Raw genomic sequence first — 16,460 nt, 5'->3', positions numbered from 1 at the left:
TTAACATGACCAAAAAATCCATATTTACACTACCTAAACTTAAAGGTGCCGGTGACAAAAAGCACATCGGTAACCTAGTCGGTTCGTCTCTCGCTCTTGCCATTGCCAAACTCGCAGAGCAACACAACAGCCATACCGTCTTGGCTGTACCCGACCCACAAGTGGCGCTTAAGCTTCAATCTGAAATTGAACAGTTTACGGCACATGAAGTCGCATTATTCCCTGACTGGGAAACGCTGCCATACGATAGCTTCTCGCCGCACCAAGAGATCATCTCAGATCGTATCGCACGCCTTTACGCACTGCCAACACTAAAAGATGGCATCACGATCGTTCCGATCAGCACGTTATTGCAACGCCAGTCACCGCGAGACTTTTTGCTACAACACACGTTAATGGTGAAAACGGGCGATCTCTACTCGCTTGAGAAACTGCGCCTACAGCTTGAAAAGTCAGGCTATCGTTACGTTGATCAAGTGTTTGGCCCCGGTGAATACGCAAGTCGTGGTTCTATTCTCGATCTGTTCCCAATGGGCAGTAAAGACCCGTATCGAATCGATTTTTTCGATGACGAAATCGACACTATTCGTACTTTCGATCCTGAAAACCAGCGTTCTATCGAAGACATCTCTGAGATCCGCCTGCTGCCTGCTCACGAATTCCCAACCTCGGAAACGGCGATTGAAGATTTCCGTATTCGTTGGCGCCAACAGTTTGATGCGCGCCGCGAACCAGAATCGGTTTATATGCAGGTTTCTAAGGGTACTTGGCCTGCTGGTATCGAGTACTGGCAACCGCTGTTCTTCGATCACACAGAAACCTTGTTTGATTACGTTGCCGATGAAGCGCAACTGCTGATTCTAGGTGATGTCGAGACTGCAGTAGACTCATTCCTAACGGACGTTGCTCATCGATACGAACAGCGCGGTGTTGACCCATTACGGCCACTTCTCACGCCTGAACAACTGTGGCTGAAGAAAGACGAGCTGTTCGCACACTTCAAACAGAAGCCACAAGTCAATCTGAGCTTAGATTCAATTGAAGAGAAAGCTGGACGTACCAACCTTCCGGTTGTGTCTCTTCCTGATCTCAGTGTTCAGCATCAGAATAAAGAACCACTCGCAAACCTAAGAAAGTTCACTGAAGCCTTCGAAGGAAAAGTGGTCTTTTCGGTTGAATCAGAAGGTCGTCGTGAAGCGCTGAGTGAACTGCTTCGTGGTATTAAAGTACGACCAAGCGAAGTTGAAAACCTCGATGCCTCAATTAAAGGCAAAGACAAGTTCAGCCTCATCCTTGGCTCTGCTGAACACGGTTTTATCCATGAAGAGCAAAACATCGCCCTTATCTGTGAAAGCGACCTGTTGGGTGATCGCGTTGTTCAGCGCCGTAAGAAAGACAAAAAAAGTGTTAACAGCGACACTGTCATTCGTCACTTAGCCGAACTTAAACCGGGTCAACCTGTTGTTCATATTGACCACGGTATTGGTCGTTACATCGGCCTGCAAACACTTGAAGCGGGTGGTATGAAAACAGAATACGTAACGCTTGAGTATCAAAATGATGCCAAGCTCTACGTACCTGTTGCTTCTCTGAACTTAATCGGGCGCTACTCTGGCGGCGCTGAAGATTCTGCACCACTGCATAAACTAGGTGGTGAGGCGTGGCAAAAAGCGCGTAAGCGTGCCGCTGAAAAAGTACGTGACGTTGCTGCAGAGCTGCTGGATGTTTACGCCAAGCGTGAGCTTAAACCTGGCTATAAATTTGTTTTAGATCGCGGGCAATACGCAACCTTCAAATCTGGCTTCCCATTTGAAGAAACCGATGACCAAGCGATGGCAATCAATGCGGTGATGTCTGACATGTGCCAAGCAAAAGCCATGGACCGCTTAGTGTGTGGTGATGTTGGTTTTGGTAAAACAGAAGTCGCAATGCGCGCAGCATTCGTTTGTACGGATAACAGTAAACAAGTGGCGGTGTTAGTTCCTACTACCCTACTTGCTCAGCAACACTTCGAGAACTTCCGTGACCGTTTCGCCAACTTGCCGATTCGTGTTGAGGTTCTATCCCGATTCAAATCAGCTAAAGAGCAGAAGTTGATCATGCAAGATGTCGCCGACGGTAAGGTCGATATCTTAGTGGGTACTCACAAGCTACTTTCCAGTGATATTAAGTTTAAAGACCTTGGCTTGCTGGTTGTCGATGAAGAACACCGATTTGGTGTGCGTCAGAAAGAGAAAGTGAAAGCGATGCGTGCGGATGTCGATATTCTAACGCTTACTGCGACACCGATCCCGCGAACGCTGAACATGGCAATGAGTGGCATGCGTGATTTGTCTATCATCGCTACACCACCCGCACGACGCTTGGCAATTAAAACCTTCGTTCGCGAAAGTGATGATGCCATCGTCAGGGAAGCGGTGCTTCGTGAAATAATGCGTGGTGGTCAAGTTTACTTCCTGCACAACCAAGTCGACACGATTGAGAAAACAGCAGAGTCATTGCAAAAGCTGATTCCAGAGGCGCGCGTGACTGTAGCTCATGGCCAGATGCGAGAGCGCGAACTGGAACGCATCATGAATGACTTCTACCACCAGCGCTTCAACTTACTGGTGTGTACAACCATCATTGAAACCGGTATCGACGTACCAACGGCAAATACCATCTTGATGGACAGAGCCGATAACCTTGGTTTAGCACAGCTGCACCAATTACGTGGTCGTGTAGGTCGTTCGCACCACCAAGCTTATGCTTACTTGTTAACGCCACACCCTAAAGCAATGACCAAAGATGCGATCAAGCGATTGGATGCGATAGCTTCGCTCGAAGACTTGGGCGCAGGCTTTACCCTAGCAACTCACGATTTAGAGATTCGTGGTGCGGGTGAGCTGTTGGGTGATGAACAGAGTGGTCAAATCCAGTCGGTTGGTTTCACCTTGTACATGGAGATGCTTGAACAAGCGGTTGAAGCGTTGAAAGAAGGTCGAGAGCCTTCGCTTGATGATCTATTGCGTGAACAAACTGAAATTGAGATGCGTCTGCCTGCACTATTGCCAGACGACTATATTCCAGACATCAACACGCGTTTATCAACATACAAACGTATTGCGAGTGTGAGTGACACCGACGAATTGGCAGAGTTGAAAGTCGAGCTGATTGATCGCTTCGGCCTTCTGCCTGATGCAACCAAGAACTTGTTATCAGTTTCTGAGCTAAAATTAGCCGCAGCGTCTATCAAAGCGAAGAAAATTGAAGCCCACGATAAGGGTGGATTCTTAGAATTCTACCCGGATGCTGACATAAACCCGACCTACCTTGTTAAACTGTTGCAATCTCAACCGCAAAAGTTTTCAATGGAAGGACCAACAAAGTTCAAGTTTACGATACCATTGGTCGACAGACGGAAGCGAATTCAATTTGTTAGTGATTTATTGGGCGAATTCAGACAAAACTTGCTGCCTTCAGCATAAGACCCAATCCACTTGCACATATAAATTATCCAGCCGGTAGTTCGGCTGGAAGACGGAGTAAAAATGAAAAGACTGATCCCACTGCTACTATTGTTCGTCTCACTGCCAAGTTTGGCGCAGAGACAATTTGATATAGAAGTGATCATTTTTAAGCGCGCTGTTGATGCAGAGAAGGTGAACGAATCTTGGCCAAATACACAGCCTAAGATTTCACTTGAACGCGTTGGTTCATTTCAAGATACCCAATACCGAGCAAAGAAAGGCGTTCAAATGCTACCTTACTCGGAATACAAGTTAACGCCTCAGAAAGACAAGCTAAGTAAACACGCTGGCTTTGAAGTTCTGATGCATACCGCTTGGCGTCAAGGCGACCAAGGTAAGAGCTCGGCACCTGTTTTCCATATTCAAGCAGGTAAAGATTTCTCTAAACAGTTTAATGCTGATGGCTCTGAAAAAGGCGCAATCACTGCAGGCAGCGCTGATGGGTTCCAAGAAGAGACCATTGATAAGCCACTCTACGAATTAGACGGCAAGCTGCAAATCTACGTTCAGCACTACCTATACGCTGAAACGACATTAGATTTAAAAGCGCCAAGCGTTCGTGAAGTGACTCTACAAGAGCAACAAATTGAGCTAGATTCACCAGTAAGTGGCGCAGAAAGCAACGTCCAGGTGGGCAATCTAACTGAAATTTCTCCGACGGTTGAAGTCCAAGAGTTCCTTAAGAGCTACCGCATGGACCAAAAACGTCGTATGCGCAGTACAGAAACTCATTACCTTGACCACCCACTTCTTGGAATGGTGATTCAAGTTAGACGTGTAGCGCAGTAAATTACTTGCCGATTCGGCTATAATTATATAAATAATTCAATCCGCCCTCCTAGTGAGGGCGTTTTATTAAGTGCTATCTATCTTTATTCTGTACTGACTCTCTTTGCTCAGTACTTACACGTTACTTGGTACGCTCTATGAGCCCTGAATTTCAGATCAACACACAAAATCTTAGCCTTAAAATCATTGAGGCCTCAGATGCTCAAGAATTTTCTCAGCTGGTTAAGTCCTCCCCTAGCTTGCTGCCATGGGTCGACTGGTGTCATAAAGAGTTTTCTATCGGCGAGGCCGAGAAATTTATTCTGGCAACTCGCCTGAACTGGGTGAAAGCCGATGCGTTTGGCTTTGGCATCTTTGAACGAAAAAGCGATAAGTTAGTCGGTATGGTTGCCATTAATGAGCTTTACCACACCTTTAATATGGCGAGTTTAGGTTATTGGGTCGGTGATGACTTTCAAAGGAGAGGGATCGCCAAAGAAGCGATGTTCGCCCTATTTGAATTTTGTTTCGCGCAACTCAAGTTAACGCGTTTGGAGATTGTCTGCGATACCGAGAACCTACCCAGCCAAAAGTTGATCGAGAAGTGTGGCGCTGAGCGAGAAACCATTGCCCAGAATCGATTTCTGTTTAACGGTAAGCCGAAAGATGGCGTGGTTTATTCTGTGCTACCTCCAACGTCTTAACAGCAGAAATGAGTTCAACACCTGCGATAATCCATAATCGACACGATCAAAAAAGAGCTCCGAAGAGCTCTTTTTTATTATCAGCGTAATGCTCTGAGAAGGCTTACCTGATTAGTGAAGCTTTAGGTTTGGACGAAGTACACGGTTAATACGACCAACCAGCATCATCAGTGATGTTTTGATTAAGCCGTGAAGCGCCATCTGGTGCATGCGGTACAAAGAGATGTAAACCACACGAGCAATACGACCTTCGACCATCATCGAGCCTTTCGTCAGGTTACCCATCAAGCTACCTACCGTAGAGAAACGGCTAAGTGAAACTAGCGAGCCTTTGTCTTTGTAGATGTAGTCTTTCAGGTCACGACCGTTCAACTTAGCAATGATGTTGCTGAATGCACAGCTTGCCATTTGATGAGCCGCTTGTGCACGTGGCGGAACGAATGAACCGTCTGCTTGTGTACATTGCGCCAAGTCACCGATTGCAAAGATGTTGTCATCCAGTGTTGTTTGCAGCGTGTTCTTCACAACCAACTGGTTGATACGGTTGGTTTCAAGACCACCGATATCTTTCATGAAATCTGGTGCTTTGATACCTGCTGCCCATACCATGATTTGAGCTGGGATCTTGTCACCATCTTTGGTTGTTAGGCCGTCAGAATCCGCCTGAGTCACCATCGTATTCGTACGAACGTTCACACCAAGCTTGGTTAGCTCAGAGTGTGCTGCACTTGAAATACGAGGAGGTAGAGCTGGAAGAATACGCTCACCCGCTTCAACTAGGTTTACGTTCAGCTTGCTTGAATCTAGGTCGCCGAAGCCGTAAGTACGAAGTTCTTTAACGGCGTTGTGTAGCTCTGCAGAAAGCTCTACACCAGTTGCACCAGCACCAACAATCGCGATGTCTACCGTGCCTTGACCGTTCTTAGCGTGAAGCTTTAAGAACTGATTGTTCATTTCTGTACGGAAACGGTGTGCTTGCTCTGGGCTATCAAGGAAAATACAGTTGTCACGAACGCCTGGAGTGTTGAAGTCGTTTGACGTTGAGCCTAGCGCCATCACTAGAATATCGTATTCAAGTTCACGGCTTGGCATCAGCAGTTCACCGTGCTCGTCTGTAAGCTCGCTTAGTGCAATCACTTTACGCTCACGATCGATGTCGTTCAGGCTGCCCATTTGGAAATCGAAGTAATGGTTTTTTGCGTGCGCACGGTAGCTTAATGCATCAACACCTTCATCCAGTGAGCCCGTTGCTACTTCATGAAGTAATGGTTTCCATAGGTGGCTTGCTTTACGGTCTACCAGAGTAATCTGGGCACGTTTCTTACGACCTAAAGTGCGGCCTAGCTTAGTTGCTAGTTCTAAACCACCAGCACCGCCGCCTACTACGATAATTTTTGTCACAATGACAATCCTCTACAAAATGAATAAATGGGGTTCGGCTCGATTACTCCAACCGATAAATTCTATGTATCTACTCGGCCTTGAATGCGAAGGCTGTTACAAATTGGGTTACCGCGAAAAAGAATAACGACAGCTCACCGAGTAGTTAGAGGGGTTACAAACAACAAATAATGGTTTGTTGCTTTGCTCACGTGGATATAAAAGGTGACTACCTGAGAGGCAGAACACAAATTATGGGCAAGTTTTTTCACTCGCTCTCAATTTTTTTTGATATTTGTCAAAATATTTTGCTTGGGAACATTATATATAGCAAAAAGATGACCGCAACAAAAAAATCCTTACCCTCAATGAGGATTCGCGACTAATTAGTTAACGTTTGCGCAAACTGATCTATAAATGCACAAACCGACCGATAAAACATATACAACTACTTTATCAATACCAATCTCTAAGATTCAGATGTGAAAAAGCAGCACTCATTGAGCACTGCTTTTATAAAACATCTGGATTGATTAAGCGTTTTTGAACGCTTTCATTGCTTGAAGATGTTGAGAGATCTTTTTGAATTTATGACTCTCTTTCTCATCCCAGATTACATCATAGTAATCTTCTAGCGCGGCAGCTGTTTTGGTATTGTCGTGAATTTCATCTTCACGAGAAAGCACCACTAAACAGCGTCCTTTGTTTTTCATACGGTACTGAGCAACACATTTAGTTGCGATGTCTTCGTACTCTTCTGGACGGTCAATTCGACCTACCATGTTGTTCTCAGGGTGCAGATTAGGGTTGAACACCACCTGCTTAATCCCACATAAGAAACCAATACGCTCAGACCAAAAACCACCTAAACCTACACCACAAATAATGGGATGCGGATCATCGGATTGCTCTATCACCTTATGCACTTCTTTTAGCAGATGCTGCATATCGTGTTTTGGATGCAAAGTACTGTAGTTGATGAAACGAACGTCATCATCAATGAATTGCAACTGCAGTATTTTTTCGTGATTGCCCGGGCTTGTTGAGTCGAAGCCATGTAGATAGATAATCATTGTACCTCCCCCGTTGAATATTGGTACGTTTTGATCAATCTAACACGAAAAACAAGGTTTTAAAGGTAACAGCTGAGAAATTATATTTTTCACTTCCTAAACGTGATCCTAGCTACATAAAGTGTGACTCAGAGCCTCCGCTTCACGCAGATAACTTTCATCGCCCCAAAGCTGATGAGCAAGTAAATACCATAGCATCGCCATCATCTGGCTTCTTGGTAACCATGCTTCTACACCATCAAGCCAAGGCTGAACATCATGGATTCCTCGCAGCTGACAGTACTTCTCAACCGCTTCTGTGACTGGCGCGCCAGCAACCGCAATGGTTAATGTTAAATCGAGCCTAGGGTCTGCGAGCGCAGCGTATTCCCAATCAATAATCTTAATGCAGTCACTGTTTCTCACTAGGTTATAACCACCTAAGTCAAAATGGCACAAAGACAGGTCAACATTGGTAATACTCGGAGCCACGCGCCACTCTTGATAAATCTTAGTGCAGGCTTCGGTCTTATGAATCGCATCAAGCTGCAGCCAGTAATGGTCGACTCGCGCCGTGAAACTGAATGGTTGCAGTGGTAATCGCGCAGTATTAACCAGATGAACAGAGATCAGCGTTTTCAACAGGTCATCGAGTTCTAGATCTTCGTAAAGTGTCTCACCCGCAATCCACTCAACCAGTAACCCCTGCTCATTCACTACCATTGGGCTTGGCCCGATACCGAGTCGCTCAATGGCAGACAGCACTTGGTACTCTTCATGGCGAGAAATGAAGAACGCTTTGGTGATAGGTGTGGTTGGCCGCCAAACATACGCAGTACCATCGGCATCGACCAACTTCCAACATCGATTGGTCAAACCGCCTGTTAATGTCTGTGCTCTAACTGGAGGCTCAGAAAAGTAACCGTCAAGCGAACTCAAACTGGTATCAAGAAGCTTAGCCTCAGACCAAGAAAAAATTGCCATATTTACTCCCTATAAACGTCTTCATTCCCTACAAAAAAGACACTGACCAAAAGCCAGTGTCTCTTCATAAACAGCACATCATGCACTGCATTGGCGTGTGACCAAGCTATACGCTGTCAAGATTAAGCGCTGCCAATACTAGACATTGTCAAATCCGGCTGCGCATAGTTGGCAAGTAAGCGAAATTAAAGGCCTAGTAGGCTCTTAGATTGTTGCTTACGGATTTCAGTCTCGTCAGCCCATTCAATCAAGCCAGACTCAAGATCCATTAGACGCATCGTCATTTTGTAGTATACGTCTTCATCGCTACCCGCTTTCTTAACGATGCTTGATAGGTTGCCGTACAGCATGTACTGAGCACCAACCATTTTACCGAATTGAATCGCTGAACTTTGGTTTACAAGCTCATCGTTGTTTTGGAAGTTCAATTGGTCACGAACAGACTCTACACGGTCCATATCAACGAAACGGAACTTACCAGAGTTCAGCATCTTAGTACTGATAGTGTCAGTGATTGACTCAGTATCGATGTGCTCACTTGTTTTGTTCTTGATTCGCTCTACAAACACGATTGGACGCTGTTCACGAGTAATGTAAGACACAGAACCAGACGCCATCATGCTATCGACCATTTCACCCGCAATCGTTTGAAGGTCAGTTGAACCGAAATCGATTGTCGTGGTTTCTACTGCTTGTGCATCACCGTAGCTTACCTTGTTTGAACAACCGCCTAAAATAACCGCTAAACCTAGTAGCGCAATGACACTCTTTTTCATTTTGTTTCCTCAACTTATCACTGAGTGGGGTTACCCACACTCTTAAATTTTATCTGTGCGAATCAATTCGCTTTTCAGCGCTAGTCGATATTAACCGCGCCAGTTCTAACTGAATCTGTTACTACTGCTCTCGGAACTGAACTCGGAACTGAGTCGCTTTCGGGTTTACCGATACTTCCGACAACGAAATGCTTTCAAAGCCACGTACAATCGCTTGCTTCCAAGGTCCTTGTTTCAAGTTGACCTCAAGCCCAGCATCGTCGTACCAATAGAAACGATAAAGGATGTGTTGGTCACCTTTATAGTTACTGTTTAAGCGGACAATACCTCGAGTGTGACCATCAATCTGATCGGTACGTATATCTTCAACTTGTAAGCGGCTGCCCAATACATTGTCGCCAAAGAATACGTTCTGAGTCAGACTATCGACCCTTACGCCAGCTGTATTATCAGCACAACCAGCCAGAGCCATAACCGCTGCTAAGCTCACTAACCACTTTTTCATTACAGCCTCCCTAGCTGTTTATGCCACATTGTTGCATTGTTTCCTTGTCGAGAAATCCACACCAAGGTGGTCTGCCCTTCTCGAATATCAAAGTCGTAGGTTTTAGCGCCCGCTTCCAACGTATATTGACCGCTATTTGCTACAAACGTACTGCTCTTAATCTCTGCAGGTAATGATTGCCAACTGCGAGTGTCTGGTTGCTCTGTCAGTGTGTTCCACACGTTGAACAGAATATTACCGACATCATCGCCTTTGGTTGCTTCTTTTCGAATGCGATCTTTCGCGACTACACGTAGCGCTTGGCGAATAACAATGCTTGTCATACGTTCCGATAGATCGTTCTGCGCCATCGCGTTTACATCAGTGATCAAATGTTCTTGTAGCGGCTGTCCGCTGATTCGCAAGGCAGAAAAACGCTCTACGTTTTGACTTGGGTAATATGGCAGCGCAAGAGAGTATATTGCCCCCTGATCGCGACTGTCATAAACAGGCAAATCCAGTCGCCAACTGTCCATAGCTTGCACAGCGCTCTGCTCTTGAAGAACAATCACTCGCCCTTCACCTGCACTAAGTTTAGAAGATTGCTTATAGCGTTTTTCTAATGTTGCTAAATCTTGTCGCATCCCTAAACGAGCGGCTGTTGCCATGGTTCTATCGATGATTTCTTGGTTATCTGGCATCACAGCCAAAGCACGACGATAGTCAACGTAGGCGCTGTTTAAATCATTTGACGCTTCATAAAGCAGACCAGACAAGAACATCAGATACGCATTCTGTACTGACTGCAGTTTCTTACCCGCATCAGGGTAATTGGCAAGGATGCTACCCACATTGGCAGACAAGCCTTGCTTCTTCGCATCGCTGGCTGCTTTGTCTAACTCAGCCTCGCGTTGCTTCTTCGCTTGTTCTTGAACTTGGTTGGCGCGACGCATTTCGATCACCGCACCTTCTAAATCGTTTTTCTTGAGGTAATTTAAACCGAGATACAGATGAAGAAAGCCCAACTCGTAATCGGCTGGCACATACTCGGTAATATTGTCATTCACAGCCAACGCACCCACACTGGTTGCACTGTCTGAGATTGAGATCACGGCTTTGCGTTGCTGCTCAGTAACCGCCTGATCAGCCACTTCAAACGAAGCCTTACTCTCAGGGTATTTTTGATCCAGCAGATTAATTCTGCCTCTTTCAAAGTTATCAAGGATGTCGCCTGCCGCGTAATCTGGTAGCTCTTGCTGAGCCTCTGAATAATCTCCAAATTTAACGGCTTGGTAGATCGCTTTGTTTTGTGCGCTGTAATGACTGAACAGGCTTCCTGCAGACATACTCGCACAACCTACGGTCAACGCCGATAACAGGGCAATGGAAGCGAATCTAAACTGTTGCTTCACTTATCGTCTCCGTGCATGTTTAAAATGCCTACTTTATTAGGGTCTGATGACCTTTAATGGTCTCATTATCAAAACGAAACGCGTTGTAAAAAGGGTCTCAAGCCAGTTGAAACCCTACTGATTTAGCCTCTGCCTAAGCGATGCCGACATTCAGACAACAGATAGAACTTAAAGTTGGCATACAAACTACAAATTTTCCAACTAACTACTTGTGTTAACCCACTAATGAGCGCGTTTAAACTAGCTCATTAGCTTTCATTAACTCGTTAGCTTTTCATTAGCTCATTAACTTTTTATTAGCTCATTAATAGGGGGCCAAGTGGACGGCCGCCAACCAAGTGCATGTGAATATGATAAACCTCTTGGCCACCGTGAGAGTTACAGTTCACGATAAGACGATAGCCATCTTCTGCAATGCCCTCTTCTTTTGCTAACTTGCGAGCAACAGTAAACATGCGCCCCATCATCGCTTCATCTTCGACTTCAACATCGTTAGTTGTCGGAATCAGCTTGTTTGGGATGATTAGGATATGGCTTGGCGCGCGAGGGTTAATATCGCGAAATGCGGTTACTAAATCGTCTTGGTATAGTAGATCTGCTGGGATTTCTTTGTTGATGATCTTAGTAAAAATGGTTTCTTCAGCCATGTTTCTCTCCGATAAAACATTTATTTTTTAATGCTTTGAGTATGCGCTATGCCGCATCAAACCACAATAAATCTGCTTTAAAGCATAATAAAAAACACCGTTCAAATCAAAGAAAACGAGCCTTAGCTCTCAAGAATGGCATGTTGGTTATAACTGAGCGCTATTTTTGACGTGTGCGTCATAAAATGCGTAAGCCGAGCTCAATAGAATGCTGATAATTTTGTTAGTTTTACTTTGACCTGACATTGGGTCTGCATTTTTATTTAGGGAGAAAGCCATGAAGGGATCTGTGATCAAGCGTATGTACGCTGGTTTCGCACTGATCATTATCATGTTCGCAGTCACGATAACCATCATGATGAACAGCATGAATCAGATACACAGCAATTTTGAGAGTGTCTCAGAAACCTCATTACCACTTGTCGCGCTTTCAAATCAAACGAGTGTTCAATTGCTTTCTGCTGATAAGTCATTCAAAGATTTCTTAACCACACAAAACGCTGAACGCATGTCTGCAATGCGTACAGAATTTGCTGCATCACAAAACTCGTTTTCAGAAGTTCTCGGTAGTTTAGAAGCGGCAAGCCAAAACAATGCTTCACTTGTTGAACGTATCGCGCAATTAAGAGCAATGGAAGAACGCTACTTCGCCGAAGCTGACGAAGCGATGAACAACTACGTCGCGATGTTCGAAGCACAAGAACAAGTACAAAAAGCGTCTCGTGACTTCCAACGCTTACATTCAGAATTAACCGTTGGTATGAAAGAGTACGTTGCCGACCAAAAAAGCATCTCTGTAAAAGTGATGGCAAAGAGCTACTTCATCAAACTGCAAGACGCAGAAGTTATTACCTCTGATGCACTTGCTAGCTCTGATGTTGCCTTCGTTCAAAAAGCCCTTAACCAAAACAAAAAGGCCGTTACTCATCTTAACTACGCTTATCGAGGTCTATCAACACAACTACCAGCACTTAAAAATGTCTTCGATGAGTCGGTTCAGAAGTTCACCAAAGACGTTGGTCAGAAAGGTGGCGTACTAGACAAACACAACAACTACCTACAAGCCAAACAAGCGTTGTACGTGAACATCGCTAACCTAGCTCTAGAAGTTGACCAAGCGATGGCTGTTTTGGACTCATTCAACGTGACCGCTGAAGAGCAACTTAACTCATCACTCGCTGACGCAAGCAGCATCTACGACAAAGGCCTATTCAACGCGATTGCCATTGGCATTGTTGTGACTGTGTTCGCTGCTGCGATTGGTTACCACATTGCACACAGCGTACGAGAGCCATTAACTCGCATCCTCGGTACATTAGAAGGTCTAACTGAAGGTGATATGACTCAGCGTATCGATATTCGCTACGACAACGAATTCAGCCGCGTGAGCCGTCACATCAACACCTTGGCTGACAACCTGCACAATATCCTTGTGAAGTTGAATGATGCTTCAGATGACTTAACTAAGACTGCAAGCGTCAACCAGAAGACGTCATCTGAAACGCAGGCTCAATTGAACAGCCAACGTGAGCAAACCGCGACTGTTGCGACCGCAATGACAGAGATGTCTCATTCTGTACAAGAAGTGGCGAACAGCGCGCAAAGCTCACTCACCATGGTTCAACAAGTAGAATCGGCTTCTGAGTCTGGTCGTCAGATCATGAACACCAACATCAGCACCATTAATCAGCTTGAAGTTCGCCTTACTGAATCAGTGGGCGCTGTAGGCGAGCTACAACAGATGAGTAGCCAGATTGGTTCAATCCTTGACGTTATTCGTGGTATTGCTGAACAGACCAACCTACTTGCACTTAATGCGGCAATCGAAGCAGCGCGTGCAGGTGAACAAGGTCGTGGTTTTGCAGTCGTTGCCGATGAAGTACGAGTGCTAGCACAGAAGACCACTCAATCAACCTCTGAAATCGAGACTATGATCAGCAATCTGCAATCAAGCTCGAAAACTGCAAGTAACGTAATTGAAAGCTGTATGAGCGATATGGACATGTCGGTTCAACAAGCTTCAAGTGCAAACAGTGCGATGGAAGAGATCCAAGCCTTGATTCTAGAGATCAGCCACATGAGTACACACATCTCTCAAGCAGCCGCTGAGCAGAGTGAAACGTCTGGTGATATTGCACGCAACATCGAAGACATCAACCACATCGCAGATAAGAGTTACCAAGCGATGTCTTCAATTGCGGAGGCAAGCCAAAACCTAACAATTTTGGCGAATCAGCAAGGTGATTTAGTACATCAATTCAAACTATAGATAAATGAAGAATCGATAGATATTTAGTGAGATTGTTGAGACTTCTTACCCAATAGTGGTGACTAATTGAGCTAGGGCAACTTTTATCAAGGGTTGCCCTTGTTTTTTATGAGCTTTGTCATTATATGATTATTAAGGCTTGCTGCTTCCCGTTTTTTCTTTCACCTTTATGAGCGAGCCGCTATTAAGGAATTTATATGGCTGTTCATGTTGGCATTATCGATCAAGACCCCATTCGCTTGCTCACCCCATTACTTGATAACCGAGCGGTCAGCACTCACATCGTGTTTATCGGTGACAAAAATCAAGTCAGTATGTACAAACGTTTAGACAGCGTTTTGCACAAGCGCGACATTACGAGTGAGTTTTTCGAAATTCCGACCATCGTAAATACATCTGTCATTAAAGAATCTATCCAAACCCTTGCCGAAGACCTCAAAGCACGCGGTCAAGAAGTGAAGCTCAACGCAAGTTGTGGCCTCCGTCACCGCCTACTTTCTGTGTACGAAGTATTCCGTACTTACTACTGGCCAATCTTCGTGGTTGAACCAAATAGCGACAAGCTTTGCTGGTTGTACCCTAATGGTAAAGAAGACGCACAAGTTCAAGACCGCATCACTATCGACGACTACCTAACTGTGTTCGGTGCTCGCGGTGAATTCAGCGATGTTCAGCTGTCTCCGCAACTGGATCAGAAACTTTATGAACTGGGTGAACGTTGGGCAAGTAACGCACTCGAACTAGGCCCTGGCCTTGCGACATTGAACTACCTAGCAACGACCTGCCGTAAAGAACAAAAACTTGATGTAGGCCTATCTGAGAAGCAACAAGGCTATCGCGAGCTCAACATGCTGCTGAGCGATTTGGTTGAAGCTAAAATTGCGACTTACGACAATGGTATTTTGACCTTTGCCAACGAAGACGCGCGCCGCTTCTCAAACGGTGAATGGCTTGAAACATTGGTTCACAGCACAGTTAAGCAGATCCAAGATGACATGCCGACCATTCAAGACCGTTCTTTGAATGTTCAGGTATACCGTCAACTGGGTGAACGTGAGGTTCGTAACGAGCTTGATGTTGCCTCTGTGGTGAACAATAAGCTGCACATCATCGAATGTAAGACCAAAGGCATGCGTGATGATGGTGATGACACCTTGTACAAACTGGAATCGCTTAGAGACCTGCTAGGTGGCCTACAAGCACGTGCAATGTTAGTGAGCTTCCGCCCTCTTCGCCATAACGACACCACACGAGCTGAAGATCTTGGCCTTGCATTGATTGGCCCTGACGAATTGAAAGATCTTAAAACACACCTAACGGCATGGTTTACAGCTGCGGGTGGCAGTGAAGATCTAGAGTACTAAAAACCAATAAGCTCATGAGAGCTCAATGCTCTTAAGCAGATTGTTAAAAAGGCGAATGACGATTAAGTCACTCGCCTTTTTTGTTGTCTGTTTTCTCTATTGATTACTTTCAGACGGCACAAAAAAATGGCCGCATCATACGATGCGGCCATTTTCAAAATTTAATGTCACTTGAAGACTTAATGCTCTCTAAAACTCAGAGCACTTTAAGACTTAAAGCATTTTACGAGCGGCTTCTACAACCACTTTGATTGAACGTGCTTCTGTTACTTTTAGAGTGTCGTGATCAGGCGTCTCTTTTTGAGTACGGTTGATGATTACACCAGCAACACAACCTGCTTTCAGACCAGAACTTGCACACATAGTTAGCAGTGTTGCAGATTCCATCTCGAAGTTTAGAACGCCCATGTCTTGCCATTCTTGCATAGAGCCTTGGAAGCGCTTAACAACGCGACCAGAGAACGTGTCGTAACGCTCTTGACCTGGGTAGAACGTATCGCTTGATGCCGTTACGCCCATGTGAACTGTTGCACCTGATTCATCAACTGCCGCTTTCATTGCTGTTGCAACTTCAAAGTCAGCCACTGCTGGGAACTCCATAGGAGCAAAGTGTAGGCTAGCGCCGTCTAGACGAACAGAACCTGTAGAAACAATCATGTCACCCACGTTTACGTGAGGTTGGATAGCACCAGTCGTACCAACACGTAGGAAAGTGCGAACACCAAGTTGAGCAAGCTCTTCAACTGCGATAGAAGTCGATGGACCACCAATACCTGTTGAACATACAACAACTGGTTTGCCGTCTAGCTCTGCGCGGTAAAGCGTGTATTCACGGTGACTAGCAAGGAATACTGGGTTCTCCATCTCTTCTGCAATTTTTTGCACACGAGCAGGATCACCAGGGATGATCGCAAGAGTAGCACCGTTAAGATCTGCTTCAGTAACACCTAAGTGGAAAACAGCTTGAGACATAGTTCGCTCCTTTTGGCTTATTGGGCTTTTTACCCTTATTTAAGCTCATAGTAAATTCGTGGGGTACGAACACACTCTAACCAAGCTCATTACAAAATGAAGTGACACATGTCACATGAATGATCGCAACAATAATTCA

General features: G+C 45.3%; 13 protein-coding genes. 5 read left to right on the top strand and 8 right to left on the bottom strand.

The window, feature by feature from the left end:
- The first annotated feature begins 5 nt into the window (after window positions 1–5).
- The 3 genes from mfd to AB4583_RS11980 all read left to right on the top strand — a co-directional run bounded on the left by mfd (window position 6) and on the right by AB4583_RS11980 (window position 4,981).
- Window positions 6–3,467, top strand: a complete 3,462-nt coding sequence (gene mfd / locus AB4583_RS11990) for a transcription-repair coupling factor (protein WP_372117457.1) — start codon at window positions 6–8, stop codon at window positions 3,465–3,467.
- 63 nt (window positions 3,468–3,530) lie between these two features.
- Window positions 3,531–4,298 carry a peptidoglycan binding protein CsiV gene (locus AB4583_RS11985; protein WP_017068090.1) on the top strand — a complete coding sequence of 256 codons (768 nt, stop codon included), beginning with the start codon at window positions 3,531–3,533 and terminating at the stop codon, window positions 4,296–4,298.
- Window positions 4,299–4,435: 137 nt separating this feature from the next.
- Window positions 4,436–4,981 carry a GNAT family N-acetyltransferase gene (locus AB4583_RS11980; protein WP_372117454.1) on the top strand — a complete coding sequence of 182 codons (546 nt, stop codon included), beginning with the start codon at window positions 4,436–4,438 and terminating at the stop codon, window positions 4,979–4,981.
- 111 nt (window positions 4,982–5,092) lie between these two features.
- Here AB4583_RS11980 and AB4583_RS11975 read toward each other — a convergent pair whose 3' ends face one another.
- The 7 genes from AB4583_RS11975 to hinT all read right to left on the bottom strand — a co-directional run bounded on the left by AB4583_RS11975 (window position 5,093) and on the right by hinT (window position 11,716).
- Window positions 5,093–6,382, bottom strand: coding sequence for an NAD(P)/FAD-dependent oxidoreductase (locus AB4583_RS11975; protein ID WP_009847154.1), 1,290 nt, complete (start codon window positions 6,380–6,382; stop codon window positions 5,093–5,095).
- A 512-nt stretch (window positions 6,383–6,894) separates the two neighbouring features.
- The gene (ycfP, locus tag AB4583_RS11970) at window positions 6,895–7,434 is read right to left on the bottom strand and encodes an alpha/beta hydrolase YcfP (protein WP_009847155.1); all 540 of its coding nucleotides are present in this window, start codon (window positions 7,432–7,434) and stop codon (window positions 6,895–6,897) included.
- 108 nt (window positions 7,435–7,542) lie between these two features.
- A complete protein-coding gene (locus tag AB4583_RS11965) occupies window positions 7,543–8,397 on the bottom strand; it encodes a phosphotransferase (protein WP_017060224.1) in 855 nt (284 codons plus the stop codon).
- 185 nt (window positions 8,398–8,582) lie between these two features.
- Window positions 8,583–9,173 carry a penicillin-binding protein activator LpoB gene (lpoB, locus tag AB4583_RS11960; protein ID WP_017060223.1) on the bottom strand — a complete coding sequence of 197 codons (591 nt, stop codon included), beginning with the start codon at window positions 9,171–9,173 and terminating at the stop codon, window positions 8,583–8,585.
- 121 nt (window positions 9,174–9,294) lie between these two features.
- Window positions 9,295–9,678 (bottom strand): YcfL family protein, encoded by a 384-nt coding sequence (locus AB4583_RS11955; protein WP_004741950.1) that lies wholly within the window; start codon window positions 9,676–9,678, stop codon window positions 9,295–9,297.
- The gene (locus AB4583_RS11950; RefSeq protein WP_372052435.1) at window positions 9,678–11,069 is read right to left on the bottom strand and encodes a COG3014 family protein; all 1,392 of its coding nucleotides are present in this window, start codon (window positions 11,067–11,069) and stop codon (window positions 9,678–9,680) included. Before AB4583_RS11950 ends, AB4583_RS11955 begins: the two co-directional genes overlap by 1 nt.
- A gap of 296 nt (window positions 11,070–11,365) precedes the next feature.
- A complete protein-coding gene (gene hinT / locus AB4583_RS11945) occupies window positions 11,366–11,716 on the bottom strand; it encodes a purine nucleoside phosphoramidase (RefSeq protein ID WP_017065295.1) in 351 nt (116 codons plus the stop codon).
- Between the two features lie 277 nt (window positions 11,717–11,993).
- Between hinT and AB4583_RS11940 the strand changes: the two genes are divergently transcribed.
- Together AB4583_RS11940 and AB4583_RS11935 are read left to right on the top strand one after the other, a co-directional pair.
- Window positions 11,994–13,985 carry a methyl-accepting chemotaxis protein gene (locus AB4583_RS11940; RefSeq protein ID WP_017068093.1) on the top strand — a complete coding sequence of 664 codons (1,992 nt, stop codon included), beginning with the start codon at window positions 11,994–11,996 and terminating at the stop codon, window positions 13,983–13,985.
- Window positions 13,986–14,182: 197 nt separating this feature from the next.
- Window positions 14,183–15,349, top strand: a complete 1,167-nt coding sequence (locus tag AB4583_RS11935; protein WP_017072106.1) for a DUF1887 family protein — start codon at window positions 14,183–14,185, stop codon at window positions 15,347–15,349.
- Between the two features lie 213 nt (window positions 15,350–15,562).
- On the opposite strand, the gene udp is transcribed toward AB4583_RS11935, so the two are convergent.
- Complete coding sequence (gene udp / locus AB4583_RS11930) at window positions 15,563–16,321, bottom strand: uridine phosphorylase (protein ID WP_017065292.1); 759 nt, start codon at window positions 16,319–16,321, stop codon at window positions 15,563–15,565.
- Window positions 16,322–16,460 lie beyond the last annotated feature (139 nt).

The organism is Vibrio sp. 10N.222.49.C12 (assembly GCF_041475025.1).
GTDB lineage: Bacteria > Pseudomonadota > Gammaproteobacteria > Enterobacterales > Vibrionaceae > Vibrio > Vibrio crassostreae_C.
Note: the sequence above shows the minus strand (reverse complement) of the source record. Positions and strands in the feature narration are given on the sequence as shown.